The 14,761-nt window shown below is 52.2% G+C and carries 17 protein-coding genes, 1 pseudogene and 1 other annotated feature; of the genes and pseudogenes, 8 read left to right on the top strand and 10 right to left on the bottom strand.

The window, feature by feature from the left end:
* Positions 1–82 precede the first annotated feature (82 nt).
* Positions 83–670 (bottom strand): molybdopterin adenylyltransferase, encoded by a 588-nt coding sequence (mog, locus tag ACQGXV_RS18105; RefSeq protein ID WP_440867105.1) that lies wholly within the window; start codon positions 668–670, stop codon positions 83–85.
* Positions 671–999: 329 nt separating this feature from the next.
* On the opposite strand from mog, the gene ACQGXV_RS18100 reads away from it, so the two are divergent.
* On the top strand, positions 1,000–1,122 hold the full coding sequence (locus ACQGXV_RS18100; RefSeq protein WP_440867104.1) for a transposase: 123 nt from the start codon (positions 1,000–1,002) through the stop codon (positions 1,120–1,122).
* Between the two features lie 368 nt (positions 1,123–1,490).
* On the opposite strand, the gene ACQGXV_RS18095 is transcribed toward ACQGXV_RS18100, so the two are convergent.
* Positions 1,491–2,024 carry an IS630 family transposase gene (locus ACQGXV_RS18095; protein WP_440862665.1) on the bottom strand — a complete coding sequence of 178 codons (534 nt, stop codon included), beginning with the start codon at positions 2,022–2,024 and terminating at the stop codon, positions 1,491–1,493.
* Positions 1,948–2,313: an IS630 transposase-related protein gene (locus ACQGXV_RS18090; RefSeq protein WP_440862584.1), complete on the bottom strand. Its 366-nt coding sequence runs from the start codon at positions 2,311–2,313 to the stop codon at positions 1,948–1,950. Before ACQGXV_RS18090 ends, ACQGXV_RS18095 begins: the two co-directional genes overlap by 77 nt.
* A gap of 41 nt (positions 2,314–2,354) precedes the next feature.
* Here ACQGXV_RS18090 and ACQGXV_RS18085 point away from each other — a divergent pair, with 41 nt between their 5' ends.
* From ACQGXV_RS18085 to ACQGXV_RS18070, 4 genes are read left to right on the top strand one after another with little or no spacing between them, the layout of a single operon-like run.
* Complete coding sequence (locus ACQGXV_RS18085; protein ID WP_440867103.1) at positions 2,355–3,164, top strand: IS3 family transposase; 810 nt, start codon at positions 2,355–2,357, stop codon at positions 3,162–3,164.
* Positions 3,115–3,219: an IS3 family transposase gene (locus ACQGXV_RS18080; protein ID WP_440867102.1), complete on the top strand. Its 105-nt coding sequence runs from the start codon at positions 3,115–3,117 to the stop codon at positions 3,217–3,219. The genes ACQGXV_RS18085 and ACQGXV_RS18080 overlap by 50 nt, the downstream gene beginning before the upstream one ends.
* Positions 3,188–3,439 (top strand): hypothetical protein, encoded by a 252-nt coding sequence (locus ACQGXV_RS18075; protein ID WP_440867101.1) that lies wholly within the window; start codon positions 3,188–3,190, stop codon positions 3,437–3,439. Before ACQGXV_RS18080 ends, ACQGXV_RS18075 begins: the two co-directional genes overlap by 32 nt.
* Positions 3,440–3,820, top strand: coding sequence for a GGDEF domain-containing protein (locus tag ACQGXV_RS18070; RefSeq protein ID WP_440867497.1), 381 nt, complete (start codon positions 3,440–3,442; stop codon positions 3,818–3,820).
* A 142-nt stretch (positions 3,821–3,962) separates the two neighbouring features.
* Here the strand turns inward: ACQGXV_RS18070 and tal are convergent, their stop codons facing one another.
* The gene (gene tal / locus ACQGXV_RS18065; protein ID WP_440867100.1) at positions 3,963–4,916 is read right to left on the bottom strand and encodes a transaldolase; all 954 of its coding nucleotides are present in this window, start codon (positions 4,914–4,916) and stop codon (positions 3,963–3,965) included.
* Positions 4,917–5,099: 183 nt separating this feature from the next.
* Between tal and yaaA the strand changes: the two genes are divergently transcribed.
* Positions 5,100–5,873 (top strand): peroxide stress protein YaaA, encoded by a 774-nt coding sequence (yaaA, locus tag ACQGXV_RS18060; protein WP_440867099.1) that lies wholly within the window; start codon positions 5,100–5,102, stop codon positions 5,871–5,873.
* An 88-nt stretch (positions 5,874–5,961) separates the two neighbouring features.
* Here the strand turns inward: yaaA and thrC are convergent, their stop codons facing one another.
* The 5 genes from thrC to ACQGXV_RS18035 all read right to left on the bottom strand — a co-directional run bounded on the left by thrC (position 5,962) and on the right by ACQGXV_RS18035 (position 11,634).
* Complete coding sequence (thrC, locus tag ACQGXV_RS18055) at positions 5,962–7,251, bottom strand: threonine synthase (RefSeq protein ID WP_440867098.1); 1,290 nt, start codon at positions 7,249–7,251, stop codon at positions 5,962–5,964.
* A gap of 3 nt (positions 7,252–7,254) precedes the next feature.
* Positions 7,255–8,184 (bottom strand): homoserine kinase, encoded by a 930-nt coding sequence (gene thrB / locus ACQGXV_RS18050; RefSeq protein WP_440867496.1) that lies wholly within the window; start codon positions 8,182–8,184, stop codon positions 7,255–7,257.
* Between the two features lie 2 nt (positions 8,185–8,186).
* A complete protein-coding gene (gene thrA, locus ACQGXV_RS18045; RefSeq protein WP_440867097.1) occupies positions 8,187–10,646 on the bottom strand; it encodes a bifunctional aspartate kinase/homoserine dehydrogenase I in 2,460 nt (819 codons plus the stop codon).
* 98 nt (positions 10,647–10,744) lie between these two features.
* Positions 10,745–10,861 (bottom strand) — a sequence feature (Thr leader region).
* Entirely contained in the window at positions 10,800–10,892 is a 93-nt protein-coding gene (gene thrL, locus ACQGXV_RS18040; RefSeq protein WP_440867096.1) for a thr operon leader peptide, read from the bottom strand. (Overlaps the previous feature by 62 nt.)
* Before the next feature lie 67 nt (positions 10,893–10,959).
* Entirely contained in the window at positions 10,960–11,634 is a 675-nt protein-coding gene (locus tag ACQGXV_RS18035; protein WP_440867495.1) for a tRNA/rRNA methyltransferase, read from the bottom strand.
* 761 nt (positions 11,635–12,395) lie between these two features.
* On the opposite strand from ACQGXV_RS18035, the gene arcA reads away from it, so the two are divergent.
* Entirely contained in the window at positions 12,396–13,112 is a 717-nt protein-coding gene (arcA, locus tag ACQGXV_RS18030) for a two-component system response regulator ArcA (protein ID WP_440867095.1), read from the top strand.
* Positions 13,113–13,195: 83 nt separating this feature from the next.
* On the opposite strand, the gene creA is transcribed toward arcA, so the two are convergent.
* Entirely contained in the window at positions 13,196–13,660 is a 465-nt protein-coding gene (gene creA / locus ACQGXV_RS18025) for a protein CreA (protein ID WP_413542244.1), read from the bottom strand.
* 226 nt (positions 13,661–13,886) lie between these two features.
* On the opposite strand from creA, the pseudogene robA reads away from it, so the two are divergent.
* Positions 13,887–14,749, top strand: a pseudogene (gene robA / locus ACQGXV_RS18020) (MDR efflux pump AcrAB transcriptional activator RobA).
* Positions 14,750–14,761 lie beyond the last annotated feature (12 nt).

Raw genomic sequence — 14,761 nt, 5'->3', positions numbered from 1 at the left:
TTTGCGTAAAGATAATATTACTATAACGACTAAAATTTTACACTCCAGCAAAGCTGTAGCTTATGTTTAAAAGGGGCTAACTTTAGCTTTTTGTGTCGCAGATCGCACTCTTGGGGCGAAATGCTGCTATCACTTGTGGATCAGTTTCGATATAAGGTCCTTCCAGCAGCTGTATACAATACGGTACACTGGCAAAAATCCCTGGCACCACTACGTTTCCTGCATCATCTTTCAACCCTTCCAGCGTCTCTTTGATCGATTTGGGTTGTCCCGGCAGGTTCAGGATTAATGCCTGTTTACGAATAACCCCCACCTGACGCGATAAAATCGCCGTAGGCACAAAGCGTAAGCTAATCTGACGCATCTGCTCGCCAAAGCCCGGCATTTCTCGATCGGCTACCGCCAGCGTGGCATCCGGCGTGACATCGCGCCGTGCGGGTCCCGTACCGCCAGTTGTCAGCACCAGATGGCACTGACGCTCATCCACCAACTCGCACAATGCCTGTTCAATTAACGGCTGCTCATCGGGAATGAGGCGGGATTCCACGTCAAAGGGCGTCGTTAACGCAGCAGCAAGCCACGCCTCTAATGCAGGGATGCCCTTATCCTGATAAATCCCGCTTGAGGCGCGGTCGGAGATGGATAACAAGCCAATTCGCAATTCATTCATAACAACATCTCTGTCAGTTAAAATCTGATTTTAACAATCTTTTCCATGCATGAGAGCATCACGTCGTTTAAGGCGTTAGGCTATCAGCAATAATGTGAGATAAGCGGGTTTTTATGCCGCCAAAGAAAAAAGATTGCGTTTATATTTAAAGTCACGGCCACTTAGCGCCGACACTGAGTATTTTAGCGCATTGCTGGCGGCAGCTGTACGCGCGAGTACCAAGGAAACGATCATGGCCGGTCTGAAATATCAATTACTCAAACTCATCTCTCATCTGTAGTGGTTGAATAATCAGGACACTAAACTTACATCCAAAACGGAGGTGTTTAGTGAACCATAAACGACAATTTACCCCTGAGTTTAAAAAGGAAGCCGTTGCCCTGGTAACAGAGCAGGGCTATACGATAGCCAGGGCAGCAGCATCGCTGGGCATAAGCGGCTTTGTTGAATAATTTAAGATACTGATTTATATAAGCATTATAAAATTTCAACGACTAATTTTTCCTCTCGGAATGCTTTTTATTGTGCTAACTATTTGATTTGTCGTTCTAACAAAATACATTCTCTGTAAATGCATTCTAACTAAAGAAGATGTAAATCAAACGGTTAAATTATTCAACAAAGCCGGCATAAGCAACAAAACCCTGCATACATGGGTCTCGCTGGCACGCGAGCAGAGCAACGGCGTACTCAGCGATGATGAACGTGCAGAGTTAAAACGGTTACAAAAGGAAAACAAAGAGTTACGTACAGAGAAGGAGATGCTAAAAAAGGCGAGTGCCTTCTTCGCGAAACATATAGCCAAGCGACTTAATTTTGATTACACCATATGGACTGAGAACAAACTCTCTGTATCGCAACCCATCTCTCTTTTTTTGCTTTTTGCTTGTGCCCATTTATGCTCAATTGGGTTAAGATCTGGCGAATATGTAGGCAAATACTCCACCATATACCCTGCATCGATGATGACTTGTTGAATATTATGTTTTTTGTGAAAAGTGGCATTGTCCATCATGATTACACTGTTTTTAGGGAGTACTGGGATAAGGACTTGTGTGACCCAGGCATAGAAAACATCGCTGTTAATATTGATATCAAATAATCCGATAGCAAACAGCGTTGTGCCTAATAAAGCGCCGATAACATTTGTTCTTCCCCTAGCTCCCCAGTTCTTCAGGCCAAAACACCGTTGACCTTTTGGGGAATAGCCGTGAGTCCGTGGGGCATCGTGTGAAAAACCACTTTCATCAATAAAAACAATAGGTTTACCTTCTTTTTCATACTGTTGTTTTTTTTGTTGAAATCCCTGCCGGGCGTTTTCGTCGGCTTTCGGATGACGTAGAGTTTTTTTTATAGGTCAATCCCAGCTTTTTAAGCGCTTGCCAAATGGCCTTCTGACAAACGCCAAAACGCTCTGCACGTTCTTTTTGGTAAGCATCTGGATATTGTTCAACATCTTTTATCAACTCGGATTTATCGATCTTTCGCTGACGCGTGGTCGATGCTTTTGACTCTATTTGATTAATCCAACGCGATACAGAGGCAGGGCCAATCCGAAATTGCTTCGCTGTTTCTCGGATACTCAACCCTTCGTTTTTCCGTGTAGATATCACTTTACGTCTAAAATCAATTGAATAGCTCATTTAAATAATGTAATCAAAATTAAGTCGTTTAGCTATATGTCGTGAGATACCGGTTCATTCTCGACAATGCCACTGACTTCAGCGTTCGTACACTCTGTCGGGTCATGCGTGTGACGGCCTCTGCCTGGTATGCATGGCGAAAAAAGCCCGCCGAACCGCTGCAAAAAGACGTGGAGGTCCGGGTCAGGTTAAAGGCGCTGTTCGCCGCCAGCAGGCAGGGAGCAGGAAGCCGGACGCTGGTCAAAAGGCTTCGTGGAGAAGGCATCATAATCAGCCGCTGGCGGGTGAGGAAACTCATGCAGGAAGAGGGGCTGGTCTGCCGACAGCGCCGGACTTATAAGGTCACGACAAAACCCCGCCCGGGTGCAGAGGTGGCCCCAAACCTGCTGAACCAGAATTTTAACCCGCCGGGGCCAAATCAGGTGTGGGCGAGTGACATCACGTATCTGAAGACCGGTGAAGGCTGGCTGTATCTGGCGGCTATTATGGATTTGTACTCCCGGCAGATAGTGGGCTGGCAGGTGGACAGACGGATGACCTCATCGCTGTTCTGCGGGGCCCTGATGAAGGCATATAACCTGCGAACTCCCCCGCCGGGCCTGGTGGTGCATACGGACAGGGGGGCGCAGTACACGGGACAACGCTTTCAGGCGCTGCTGAGCAGCTACAGGCTGAGGAGCAGTATGGGAGACGTGGGTGCCTGCTGGGATAATGCGGTGATGGAGCGCTTCTGGGGCAGTCTGAAACATGAATGGTTGCTGCTGGTACCCCCAGCCAACACGGGCTTACATGGAGCAGGATGTGGCGACGTATATCCGCTACTACAACCTACACAGGCATCATGCCGCTAACGGGGATCTGTCTCCGGTGCGTTATGAACAAATGGCTGAGAAAAAAGTGTCCTGATTTACTTGACCAGTGCAAACTGCACGGTGTGATCATCCGCACCACCGGCGTATTGAGTGAACCGACACTGTATAAAACCGTGGGGTCGTTTTCATCGCTGCTCATTGCCGCGTTTATGGCGTTACTCGCGGCCATGTTAGGCAGCGTGCTCTCGCTGTTTGCCAAAAAATACCTGATTGAGCTGCCCACCACCGCCCGCTACGACGATTTGACGGGCTAACTGCGCCGCGATGCCTTTTACCATGCGGCCAACAAGGTGCTGCAAATCGCCACTGTGACCCGGCGCCCCACCTGCGTCATTCTGATCGATATCGATCACTTTAAAAACGTGAACGACACCCTGGGCCACGACGGCGGCGATGACGCGCTGAAAACCGTAGCCGCCATCCTGAAAAACTCGTTTCGCAAAGAGGAAATCTTCGGCCGTTTGGGCGGCGATGAGTTCGCCATCGTTCTGCCCAATATCGCGCTGGATGACGCTTACTGGGTGGCTGAACGGGCCAGAGTGGCCGTGAGCAACGCCACCAGCGCCTCGTCTTCAGGCCAGAAGATGAAGCTCTCCGTCAGTATCGGGTTGGTGGAATATCACATCGCGCAGTAGGACCTGACCCAGGTGATGAAACGTGCCGATGAGAAACTCTATCTGGCAAAACGTGAGCGGAACCGCGTTGCGCTATAGCCGGACTAAACGGCAATAATAAAAAGGCCGTGGAGAGCCCGGCTTTCGTTATTTTCTGCGTTGATTACAGCAGATCTTCAATCATTTTTTCCAGCTTGCCCTGATCGATAGCAAACTTGCGAATACCGTCTGCCAGTTTGTCAACGGCCATCGGATCCTGATTGTGCTGCCAGTAGAACTCGGCTTCGGTCATTTTCGCCGGGCGCGCTTTGATCTCACCGCTGTAAGCCAGTTTGCTCGGCACATCACCGGTGGATTCCGACAATTCTTTCAGCAATGCTGGCGCAATGGTCAGGCGATCGCAGCCGGCCAACTCAAGGATTTCGCCGCTGTTACGGAAGCTGGCACCCATCACCACGGTTTCGTAACCGTGCGCTTTGTAGTACTCGTAGATTTCAGTAACGGAGATAACGCCCGGATCTTCCTGCGGCGCATACTCTTTCTTATCCGTGTTGGATTTGTACCAGTCCAGAATACGGCCCACGAACGGAGAGATCAGGAAGACCCCCGCTTCCGCACAGGCGCGCGCCTGTGCAAAAGAGAACAGCAACGTCAGGTTACAGTTGATGCCTTCTTTTTCCAACTGTTCGGCGGCACGGATGCCCTGCCAGGTTGAGGCCAGTTTGATCAGAATACGATCGTTACTGATGCCCGCATCGTTATAGAGATTGATCAGATGTTTGGCTTTGGCAACGCTCGCTTCAGTGTCATAAGAGAGGCGAGCATCTACCTCCGTGGAGATACGTCCAGGGATCAGTTTCAGGATTTCCAGACCAATATTGACGGCCAGTTTGTCCGTAGCATCGACAAGCTGCTGTTCCCGTTTTCTGCTCTGCTCACGCGCCCATTTCACCGCGTCTTCAATCAAAGAGCGGTATTCAGGAATTTGCGCCGCATTCAGAATCAGGGAAGGGTTAGTGGTAGCATCCTGCGGTTTGTAGAGCTTCATCGCGGCGATATCACCGGTATCAGCCACGACCGTGGTCAATTGGCGTAAGGAAGTCAGTTTATCCGTCATGTTGGCATATCTCGTTGTGGGTATATGAACGTCGTCTTGTGTTTCGCACTTATAAATTACTTATGTTTCGATAATAACACGCACCGCCCCCCGTGCAAGACAGCCTTTTCCTGTTACAGCCATCGCCCCTTTTTTCTGTGTTTTTTGCTACAGTACGTGCAACAAAAACAGGGGAGCCATGCCATGTTGATCACCATTTCGCCAGCAAAAACGCTGGATTACACCAGCCCGTTAGCCACCGAGCGTTACACACAGCCCGCGCTGCTGGACTACGCCAGCGAACTGATCGCCCAGTGTAAACGGCTCACACCGGCACAGATCGCCTCGTTGATGGGCATCAGTGACAAACTGGCGGATCTCAACGCGGGACGCTTTAGTGAATGGCAGCCCCATTTCACCCCCGACAATGCGCGCCAAGCCCTGTTTGCCTTCAAAGGCGACGTGTATACCGGGCTTGCCGCAGAAGATTTCAGCGAGGCAGATTTCGATTTTGCCCAGCAGCATCTGCGTATGTTATCCGGGCTGTATGGCGTACTTCGCCCGCTGGATCTGATGCAACCCTATCGTCTGGAGATGGGCACGCGGCTGGAGAATAAGGCTGGCAAAGATCTTTATCACTTCTGGGGCGATACCATCACGCAGCACCTAAATCAGGCGCTCCAGGCGCAGGGGGATGATATTCTCGTCAATCTGGCGTCAGAGGAATACTTCAAATCCGTCAATGTCAAAAAGCTCAACGCTACGCTGATAAAACCGGTGTTTCTGGATGAGAAAAACGGCACGTTCAAGGTGATCAGCTTCTACGCCAAAAAGGCGCGTGGTTTGATGAGCCGTTTTATTATCAAAAACCGGCTGACGCAGGTTGAGCAGTTGCAAGATCTCAATCTGGAAGGTTACTGCTTTGCGGAATATGGCGCGACCAAGCAGGAATTGATCTTTAAACGCCACGCACAGTGAAGGTTAGCGTTCCCCGCACTGCGCGGGGAAGGATGAACCACGACGGCTATAACAACGTTTATAACAATAACGTTTCTAACAACAGCTCTTATTCCGGCAACGCCATCAGGAACTGACGCAGTGGCGCGAAATCGGGTGCAAAGTTGTGCGAGAGCAATTCCAGATCAGCACGCTGCGCCAGCGCTTCCGGCAGATCCAGCGTTTTACCCAGAATTGCTTCTACGCTCTCTTTGAATTTCGCCGGATGCGCCGTCCCCAGGAACAAGCCGAACTCGCCCGGTTGGAGTTGGTCGCGCAGCAGGCGATAAGCAATGGCCGCATGCGGTTCGGAGGTGTAGCCCAGCGCTTCCAGTTCATGCATAGTCGTTTGGGTCACGTCATCACTCACCGCACCAAATCCCAACGTTGGCAGCGCCCAATTTTTACGACGGAACAGCTCCTCGACGCGCGGCCAGTTGTTCGGCTGGCTGACATCCATGGCGTTAGACAGCGTTGCGACTGTCGGGTTGGGTGCCCATTCGCCGTTGCTGAGATAACGTGGCACGGTGTCATTGGCATTGGTGGCAGCGATAAAGCGTTTGATCGGCAAGCCGAGGGATTTAGCCAACAGACCGGCGGTCAAATCACCAAAGTTGCCACTCGGCACCGACACCACCAGCTGCTGACGCGCGGCGGCAGGCAACTGCGCCACGGCTTCAAAGTAATAGCAGATTTGTGCCAACAAGCGGCTGATATTGATGGAGTTGGCAGAATTCAGGCCAATAGCCTGCTTCAATTCTTCATCGTCAAACGCCTGCTTCACCAGCGCCTGGCAGGCGTCGAAATCACTGTCGATCGCGATGGTATGGATGTTACCGCCCAGCGTGCAGAACAACTTCTCCTGCAACGGACTGATTTTGCCGCGAGGATACAGAATCAACACGCGCACATTTTCCAGACCGTAAAACGCGTGCGCAACCGCCGCACCGGTATCACCTGAAGTGGCCGTCAAAATGGTGACTTTTTCCCCGTTGGAGACCTGTGCCAGCATCTGCGCCATAAAGCGCCCGCCAAAATCCTTAAACGCCAATGTTGGACCGTGGAACAGCTCCAGAGAGGCGATATCTTCATAGACCGTGGCAACCGGCGCCGGGAAGGTAAACGCCGCTTTAACACGTTGATAAACGGTTTCCGGTGCAATCTCATCACCCAGATAGGCAGAAAGAATGCGGCTGCTGCGCGTAACCAGATCCAGTTCCAGCAGGTCATCGATTTCAGTCGAACTAAACTCAGGCAGTTCCAGCGGGAAGAACAGCCCTTGCTGGCGTCCAAGCCCCTGTTTGATCGCCTGCGAGAAGCTGACCTGCTCGTTGTGGTCTTTTAAGTTGTAAAGTTTCATGCCTTATCCCAATTGACGTGCGCCTGTCGTGTCCAGACGGCAAATATGAACAAACCCTTCATCGTTCTGCAAATAGTTATATTGCAGCCAACTGGCCAAACGCTGTGCCTTTTCCATATCATCGCACACGGAAAACAGCGTCGTCCCTGAACCAGAGATACCGCACGCCAGCGCACCGATATCTTTTGCCGCCTGACGCGCATCGGCAAAGCCAGGCAGCAGGCGCGTACGGTACGGCTCGGCGATCACATCCTGCATCAACGCCGCTGCCAGCGCAGGCTGACGGGTGTGGCAAGCGTGAATAAAGCCCGCCAGATAACGGCCATGGCTGATGCAATCCTGACGGCGATACTGCGCGGGCAGAATGGCACGCGCTTCCGCCGTGGACACTTTGATCCCCGGATAGGCCATAACCCACAGCCAATCGTCAAACGCAGGCACCGGCTGGCTGATGATGCCGTTTTGCTCGATCATCAGTTGAATACCGCCCAGGAAGCACGGCGCGACATTATCGTAGTGCACGCTGCCAGAAATACGCCCTTCCAGCTCCCCCATCAGCGCCAGCAAACGCGTATCATCCAGCGGTTTGCCACAAAATTCGTTCATCGCCATCAGACCGGCAACCACAGAACAGGCACTGGACCCCAGACCCGAGCCGATCGGCATGTTCTTTTCCAGCGTCATGGCGACAGGAATGATTTTTCCCACTTCCTGACAAAACCGTTCCCAACAATGGTAGACAATGTTCTCTTTCGGCTCACTCGGCAGTTTGCCGACAAAACGGCCTTCATTGCGTAAGCTGAAGCGCTCAGCCGCCGTTACGGTCACGCAGTCGCCCAACAGTGAGCCATCAACAGGCGTAACCGTCGCGCCCAGTACATCAAACCCAACGCTGACGTTGCCGATCGACGCGGGCGCATAAATTTTAACCATCATTATACTCCTGACTTCCATGACAGCGTGCGCAACAGATCGGCAAACACACCGGCCGCAGTCACATCATTACCCGCGCCATAACCGCGCAGCACCAGCGGCAATGGCTGGTAATACTGGCTATAGAACGCCAGCGCATTCTCACCGTCTTTCACTTTGAACAGCGGATCGTTACCGCCCACTGCGCTAATTCGTACTTTGCAGCGCCCTTCTTCAATCACGCCGACATAACGCAACACTTTACCTGCTTCTCGCGCGTGCGCCACTTTTTCACTGAATGGCGCATCCAACTCGGGTAAACGCGCCATAAAGGTATCGACATCACCCGAGGCATCAAAGGACGGCGGCAGCACCGACTCTACGTCGATATCAGCCAGCTCCAGCTTATAGCCCGCTTCACGCGCCAGAATCAACAACTTGCGCGCCACATCCATGCCGGACAGATCGTCACGCGGATCGGGTTCGGTATAACCATTGGCTTTCGCCTGCAACGTCGCCTGCGACAAACTCATTCCTTCATCCAGCTTACCGAAGATAAAGGAGAGCGACCCCGAGAGAATGCCGGTGAAACGCAGCAGTTCATCCCCAGCATTCAACAGGTTTTGCAGGTTTTCAATGACCGGAAGCCCGGCACCGACGTTGGTGTCATACAGGAATTTGCGACGAGATTTACCGGCAGCGCTGCGCAGTTGCTGGTAGTAGCTCATGGAACCGGTGTTAGCCTTTTTGTTGGGCGTAACCACATGGAAGCCATCGGCCAAAAAGTCAGCATATTGATCGGCCACCGCCTGATTAGAGGTACAGTCCACGATAACCGGGTTAAGCAGATGATACTCTTTCACCAGACGAATCAGGCGACCCAGATTGAAGGGTTCACGCGCCTCATTCAGCGCTTCGCGCCAGGAGTCCAGCGCAATGCCGTTAATATTGGTCAGCAGCGCTTTGGAGTTGGCAATACCGCAGACACGCAGATCGATATGTTTCTGTTTCAGCCACGGCTGCTGGCGATGAATCTGCTCCAGCAAAGCACCACCCACGCCGCCTACGCCGATAACGAACACATCGATCACCTGATCGGTGTTAAACAGCATCTGGTGCGCCACACGCACGCCGGTCACCGCCACGTCGTTATCCACCACCACAGAGATGGAGCGCTCAGAGGAACCCTGCGCAATCGCGATGATATTGATATTGGCACTGGCCAATGCGGAGAACAGACGGGCAGAAAGGCCGCGCAGCGTGCGCATACCGTCACCCACCACAGAAATGATCGCCAGACGTTCGGTGATATCCAGCGGTTCCAGCACGCCGTCTTTCAGTTCCAGATAGAATTCATCTTCCAACGTTTTCTTGGAACGGGCCAGTTCGCTTTGCGACACGCAGAAGCTGATGCTGTACTCGGAAGAGGACTGTGTGATCAGCACCACCGAGATGCCCGCACGGGACATCGCCGCAAACACGCGCGCAGCCATCCCCACCATCCCCTTCATGCCAGGGCCGGAGACGTTAAACATCGCCATATTGTTCAGGTTAGTGATGCCTTTTACCGGATATTGGGTATCCGAGCTGGCCAGACCAATCAATGTGCCGGGCGCTTGAGGATTTTCAGTATTTTTAATCAGGCAGGGAATTTGGAACTGGGCGATGGGCGCGATGGTACGGGGGTGAAGCACTTTGGCACCGAAGTAGGAAAGCTCCATCGCTTCCTGATACGACATCGACTTCAGCAGTCTCGCATCAGGCACCTGACGCGGGTCGCAGGTGTAGACACCGTCCACGTCAGTCCAGATTTCACAACAGTCTGCGCGTAAACAGGCGGCCAACACGGCGGCAGAGTAGTCAGAACCGTTGCGGCCCAGTACCACCAGTTCCCCTTTATCATTACCCGCGGTGTACCCCGCCATCAGAATCACGTGATCGGAAGGAATGCCTTGCTCAGCAATACGGCGCGTGGATTCCGCGATATCCACGGTAGATTCCAGATAATGCCCCTGCGCCAGCAAGCGTTTTACCGGATCGATAACCGAGACCTGATAACCACGGGCCTGGAATATCGCTTCCATGATAGCAATAGAGAGTTTCTCACCACGGCAGATAATGCTGGCGTTGACGCTGTCCGGGCACTGCCCCAGCAGTGAAATGCCGTGCAGAACCTGTTTCAACTGGCCCAGATCTTGTTGTACCAGCGTGGACAAGCGCTCATACGGGAAACCCGGCTGGGATTCTGCCAGCCCTTTTAGCAGAGAAGAAAAGATAGTTTCGGCATCATTGATATGCGGCAGAATATCTTGGCCCGCAACGGTTTTATCAATCATCGCCACAAGATGGTTGGTGATTTTCGCCGGGGCAGACAGCACGGTGGCAACCTGTCCCTGACGCGCATTGCTCTCGATGATATCGGAAACGCGCGCAAAACGCGCCGCATTCGCCACGGAAGTCCCGCCAAATTTCAACACTCGCATTTTTATCTCTTCTCCTGAGTTTCAGTCACCAAAACACGCCGGGCGCTTTTGGCTGCCGCCGCTGGCGGCACGGGTCGGCGGAACCTGCTCTTCGCCGTAAAAAAAAAGCCCGCACTGTTTAGGTGCGGGCTTTTTCAGATTCTTTTCTACGCGTCAGCCCGCACCGTTACTGTTAGTAATGGTGGTGGTAATAATGGTGGTGGTCAGGCTGATTTGACGCATGCGTAAAGGACTCTCGATCAACAAATCGGTTTCTATCCTCTATTAGTTAAGGCAATCGCGACATGAAGTCAATGGATTTCTTTTTTTCATCTCACTTCAGCGCCTTCTCAATATAGTGCAGCAGTGTATGCAGCATGGCGGTATCCCGCTGCTGTAACAACCCGATGCGTTGCAATAGCCAATCTCGCAGTTTCTCGTCATCGTCTACCTGCAACGTCACCAACAGCTTTTCCAGCCGATGGCGCAGCGCCACCAACTGCCCGGCTTGAGCGGCTTCGGCAGTCTCTGGCTGCACCTGCATCAGCTGCGCCAACTGGTAACAATAGACCATGACAGCCTGCCCTAAATTCAGTGACGGGTAATCTGCCTGCATCGGCACCCCCGTCAATATATCCGCCAGCGCCAACTCGTCGTTGGTGAGGCCAGAATCTTCACGGCCAAACACCAGCGCTGCCGAACCGACCCACTGCTGTTTCTCCTGCATCAACCCAAGCAACGCTGTCGGCGTGCAGTAATAGTGAAACCTGGCTCGCGAGCGCGCCGTCGTCGCGACGGTAAAATCCACATCGGCCAATGCATCAGCGAGCGTAGGGTAGCAGGTTAGAATATCACCGGCCCCGTGCGCCACGCGGCGTGCACCTGGCTCAAGTTGCGCCTGACTGTCAACAATACGCAGTGAATGAAACCCCATGGTTTTCATGGCTCTGGCTGCCGCCCCCACGTTCTTTGGGCGGGCTGGCGCGACCAGCACAATAAAAAACTGCACAAAACCTCCAAAGAAGAGAAAATGGCTGGCGGACATGCAATACCCGGTATGCCTCGTCCCGCCAGCCTCGTTTAAATTAACAGAAATGAAACATTCGAGCGTTACCTTACGGTAAAAAATGCGGGTCAGGATTAAAAAGGACCAAAAACCAAAAAAATCATTACATATACTTTAATATCAATGCATTATATAATGGCTATTGCGTAATGACGTTTCGCGTTCACTGCGGCCGCTTGCGCTGCTGAATCGTATCCAAATCAGGCAGTTTGTGACTTAAGCTGGCAATCTTATAAGTATTTTTCACAAAATAGTTAACGTGCTACAATGAAATTTGATATATGTCAACGGAACCGTAGATTTGTGAGCGATCAAAATCGGCGCTTGCTGTTAATAAAGTTAAACTATGCACCACTTTAGGCGTAGTTGAGTTAGCCTGATTATCGTCTGATATCGCCGGTTATCACGTAGAAAGCACTGGCGCTGCCCGCGCAACTGATTCACGCGGAATTTTGTCAGCGTCAGGCAACCGATACGCGGAGATGTCGTTGCTATAGCAACGTGCCGCATCGGGTGAAGTCAGGCATGCACCAGGAACGTATTTGCGTACTTTAGTCTACATTGCGAGTGTGAGCGTGCCCTTTGCGCCCCAAACTCCGGTAAAAGCCCTATAACCTCGCACCGCGCGTGCGGGCACGAAAAGACCGATGGCGACTTCGGTACTTCCGAATTCTATAATTAGTTGGCAATTTTAGGTAGCAAACATGCAGACCACGCACATTCTTATTGTCGAAGACGAGTTGGTAACTCGCAACACCCTCAAGAGCATCTTTGAGGCTGAAGGATATGTCGTTCACGAAGCCACTGACGGCGCTGAGATGCACCATATCCTGTCCGAACATGATATCAATCTGGTGATCATGGACATCAATCTGCCCGGCAAAAATGGCCTGCTGTTAGCGCGCGAACTGCGTGAACAGGCCAGCGTGGCACTGATGTTCCTGACCGGACGTGATAACGAAGTGGATAAGATCCTCGGCCTGGAAATCGGTGCGGATGATTACATCACCAAACCGTTTAACCCACGTGAGTTGACTATCCGTGCGCGCAATTTGCTGTCCCGTACCATGAACTTGGGCGGTGTGAGCGAAGAGCGTCGTCTGGTAGAAAGCTACCGCTTCAATGGTTGGGAGCTGGACATCAACAGCCGTTCGCTGATCAGCCCCGCGGGTGAGCAGTACAAGCTGCCGCGCAGCGAGTTCCGCGCGATGCTGCACTTCTGCGAAAACCCCGGCAAGATTCAGACCCGTGCCGAGTTGTTGAAGAAAATGACCTGCCGCGAGCTGAAACCGCACGACCGCACCGTGGACGTGACGATTCGCCGCATTCGTAAGCATTTCGAATCTACGGCCGATACACCGGAAATCATCGCCACCATTCACGGCGAAGGCTACCGTTTCTGCGGCGATCTGGAAGACTAACGCACGCCGCCAGTCATTAAAAAAGGCCGAAACCAGCAGGTTTCGGCCTTTTTTTATCTCAGCACTGGTTATTCCCTAACACACTACTCGCTCTTGCCCCAGGGAATGATCGGCACTGCGCTCAAGGCATTTTTTGGCGAGCCGTCGACTAAACGATCGGAGTAGGTCAGGTAGACCAGCGCGTTGCGTTTTTCATCGTAGAAACGGACCACCTGAAGTTTTTTGAACACCAGTGACGTGCGCTTTTGGAACACCACCGTGCCACTATCATCACTTTTCTTTATCTTATCCGACAGCGTAATCGGCCCAACCTGCTGACAGGAAATGGCAGCATCGGAGGTATCCTCTGCCAAGCCTAACCCCCCTTTGATGCCCCCGGTTTTAGCACGGCTTAAATAGCAGGTCACGTTCGCAACGTCAGGATCGTCAAAGGCTTCCACCACAATTTTATGGTCTGGACCCAGCAGTTTGAAAACCGTATCTACAGAACCAATCTGTTCCGCCCTGGCGACACTGCCCACGCTCAGCAGCGCCATACAGGCTCCCATGATTAATGCGTTTTTCATCGATATTTCTCTCTGTCTGGAAACAAGTTACAGGGGCTTTTCCCCCGCTGACGATGCCGCTATTAGATATAGGGCTAAAGTATGCAAATTTCACCTGATTGTTTGTATAAATTATTCAAAAATCTTAAGAGGTGACAACAGCAAAAAGTTGCTATGATGCCTGATCTATATGCGCTTCGTGCTTTGTGTGTTCTATCGAGGATGTTCTATGGATCAAGCCAGTATCATACGTGACCTGCTCAATTGGCTGGAAAACCACCTTGACCAGCCACTGTCGCTGGATAACGTGGCAGCAAAAGCCGGCTACTCCAAATGGCACCTACAACGTATGTTCAAAGATGTCACTGGGCACGCCATTGGCGCGTATATTCGCGCACGCCGGTTGACCAAAGCCGCGATGGCACTGTGTATGACCGGCAGGCCGATCCTCGATATCGCGCTGCAATAACGCTTCGATTCGTAGCAAACGTTTACTCGCGCCTTTAAAAAACAGTTTGCTCAGACGCATGCCTCTTACCGCCGTGCAGAAGAGTGGAATACCTACGGTATTCGCCCTCCGTTGCGTTTAGGTGAATTCACGCTGCCGCAGCCTGAGTTTGTTGCTCTGCCGGATACACAGTTGGTGGGCGTCACGCAAAACTGCAACTGCTCATTGGAACAAATCTGTAATTTCCGTACGGAAATGCGCGTGCATTTTTGGCGGCAGTACCTGGGCGAAGCCAAATGCATTCCCCCTTTGCTCTGTGGTCTGCATCACGCGCGCCCGAGCAAGGATAAAGAAGACGAGCATGATGTGCTCTATACCACCGCGGTGGAACCAGAGCACGTTCCGGAAGGGGTTCACCCCGGCGAGCCGATTACGCTGCCCGGCGGTGAGTACGCCTTGTTCGTCTATGAAGGCCCCACGGATGCGCTACAGGATTTCATTATCAGCCTTTACGACACCTGCCTACCTTCGAGCTAACGCGCCGCGATGGCTGTGACGCGGAGCGTTTCACACCGAATGGGACGAAAGAAGACGGACCACCGAAAGTGATCCGCTGCGAATACCTGATCCCTATCCGTCGCTAAGCGCGCACACCG

It is taken from the genome of Symbiopectobacterium purcellii (assembly GCF_052050035.1).
Lineage (GTDB): Bacteria > Pseudomonadota > Gammaproteobacteria > Enterobacterales > Enterobacteriaceae > Symbiopectobacterium > Symbiopectobacterium purcellii_A.
This window is presented reverse-complemented; position numbering and strand designations above follow the sequence as displayed.

Bases quoted from the DNA above. Each gene is read 5' to 3' on its own strand.
- mog (WP_440867105.1), bottom strand. From the start codon at position 670: ATGAATGAATTGCGAATTGGCTTGTTATCCATCTCCGACCGCGCCTCA.
- ACQGXV_RS18090 (WP_440862584.1), bottom strand. From the start codon at position 2,313: ATGAGCTATTCAATTGATTTTAGACGTAAAGTGATATCTACACGGAAA.
- ACQGXV_RS18075 (WP_440867101.1), top strand. From the start codon at position 3,188: ATGAACAAATGGCTGAGAAAAAAGTGTCCTGATTTACTTGACCAGTGC.
- tal (WP_440867100.1), bottom strand. From the start codon at position 4,916: ATGACGGATAAACTGACTTCCTTACGCCAATTGACCACGGTCGTGGCT.
- yaaA (WP_440867099.1), top strand. From the start codon at position 5,100: ATGTTGATCACCATTTCGCCAGCAAAAACGCTGGATTACACCAGCCCG.
- thrC (WP_440867098.1), bottom strand. From the start codon at position 7,251: ATGAAACTTTACAACTTAAAAGACCACAACGAGCAGGTCAGCTTCTCG.
- thrB (WP_440867496.1), bottom strand. From the start codon at position 8,184: ATGGTTAAAATTTATGCGCCCGCGTCGATCGGCAACGTCAGCGTTGGG.
- thrA (WP_440867097.1), bottom strand. From the start codon at position 10,646: ATGCGAGTGTTGAAATTTGGCGGGACTTCCGTGGCGAATGCGGCGCGT.
- arcA (WP_440867095.1), top strand. From the start codon at position 12,396: ATGCAGACCACGCACATTCTTATTGTCGAAGACGAGTTGGTAACTCGC.
- creA (WP_413542244.1), bottom strand. From the start codon at position 13,660: ATGGGAGCCTGTATGGCGCTGCTGAGCGTGGGCAGTGTCGCCAGGGCG.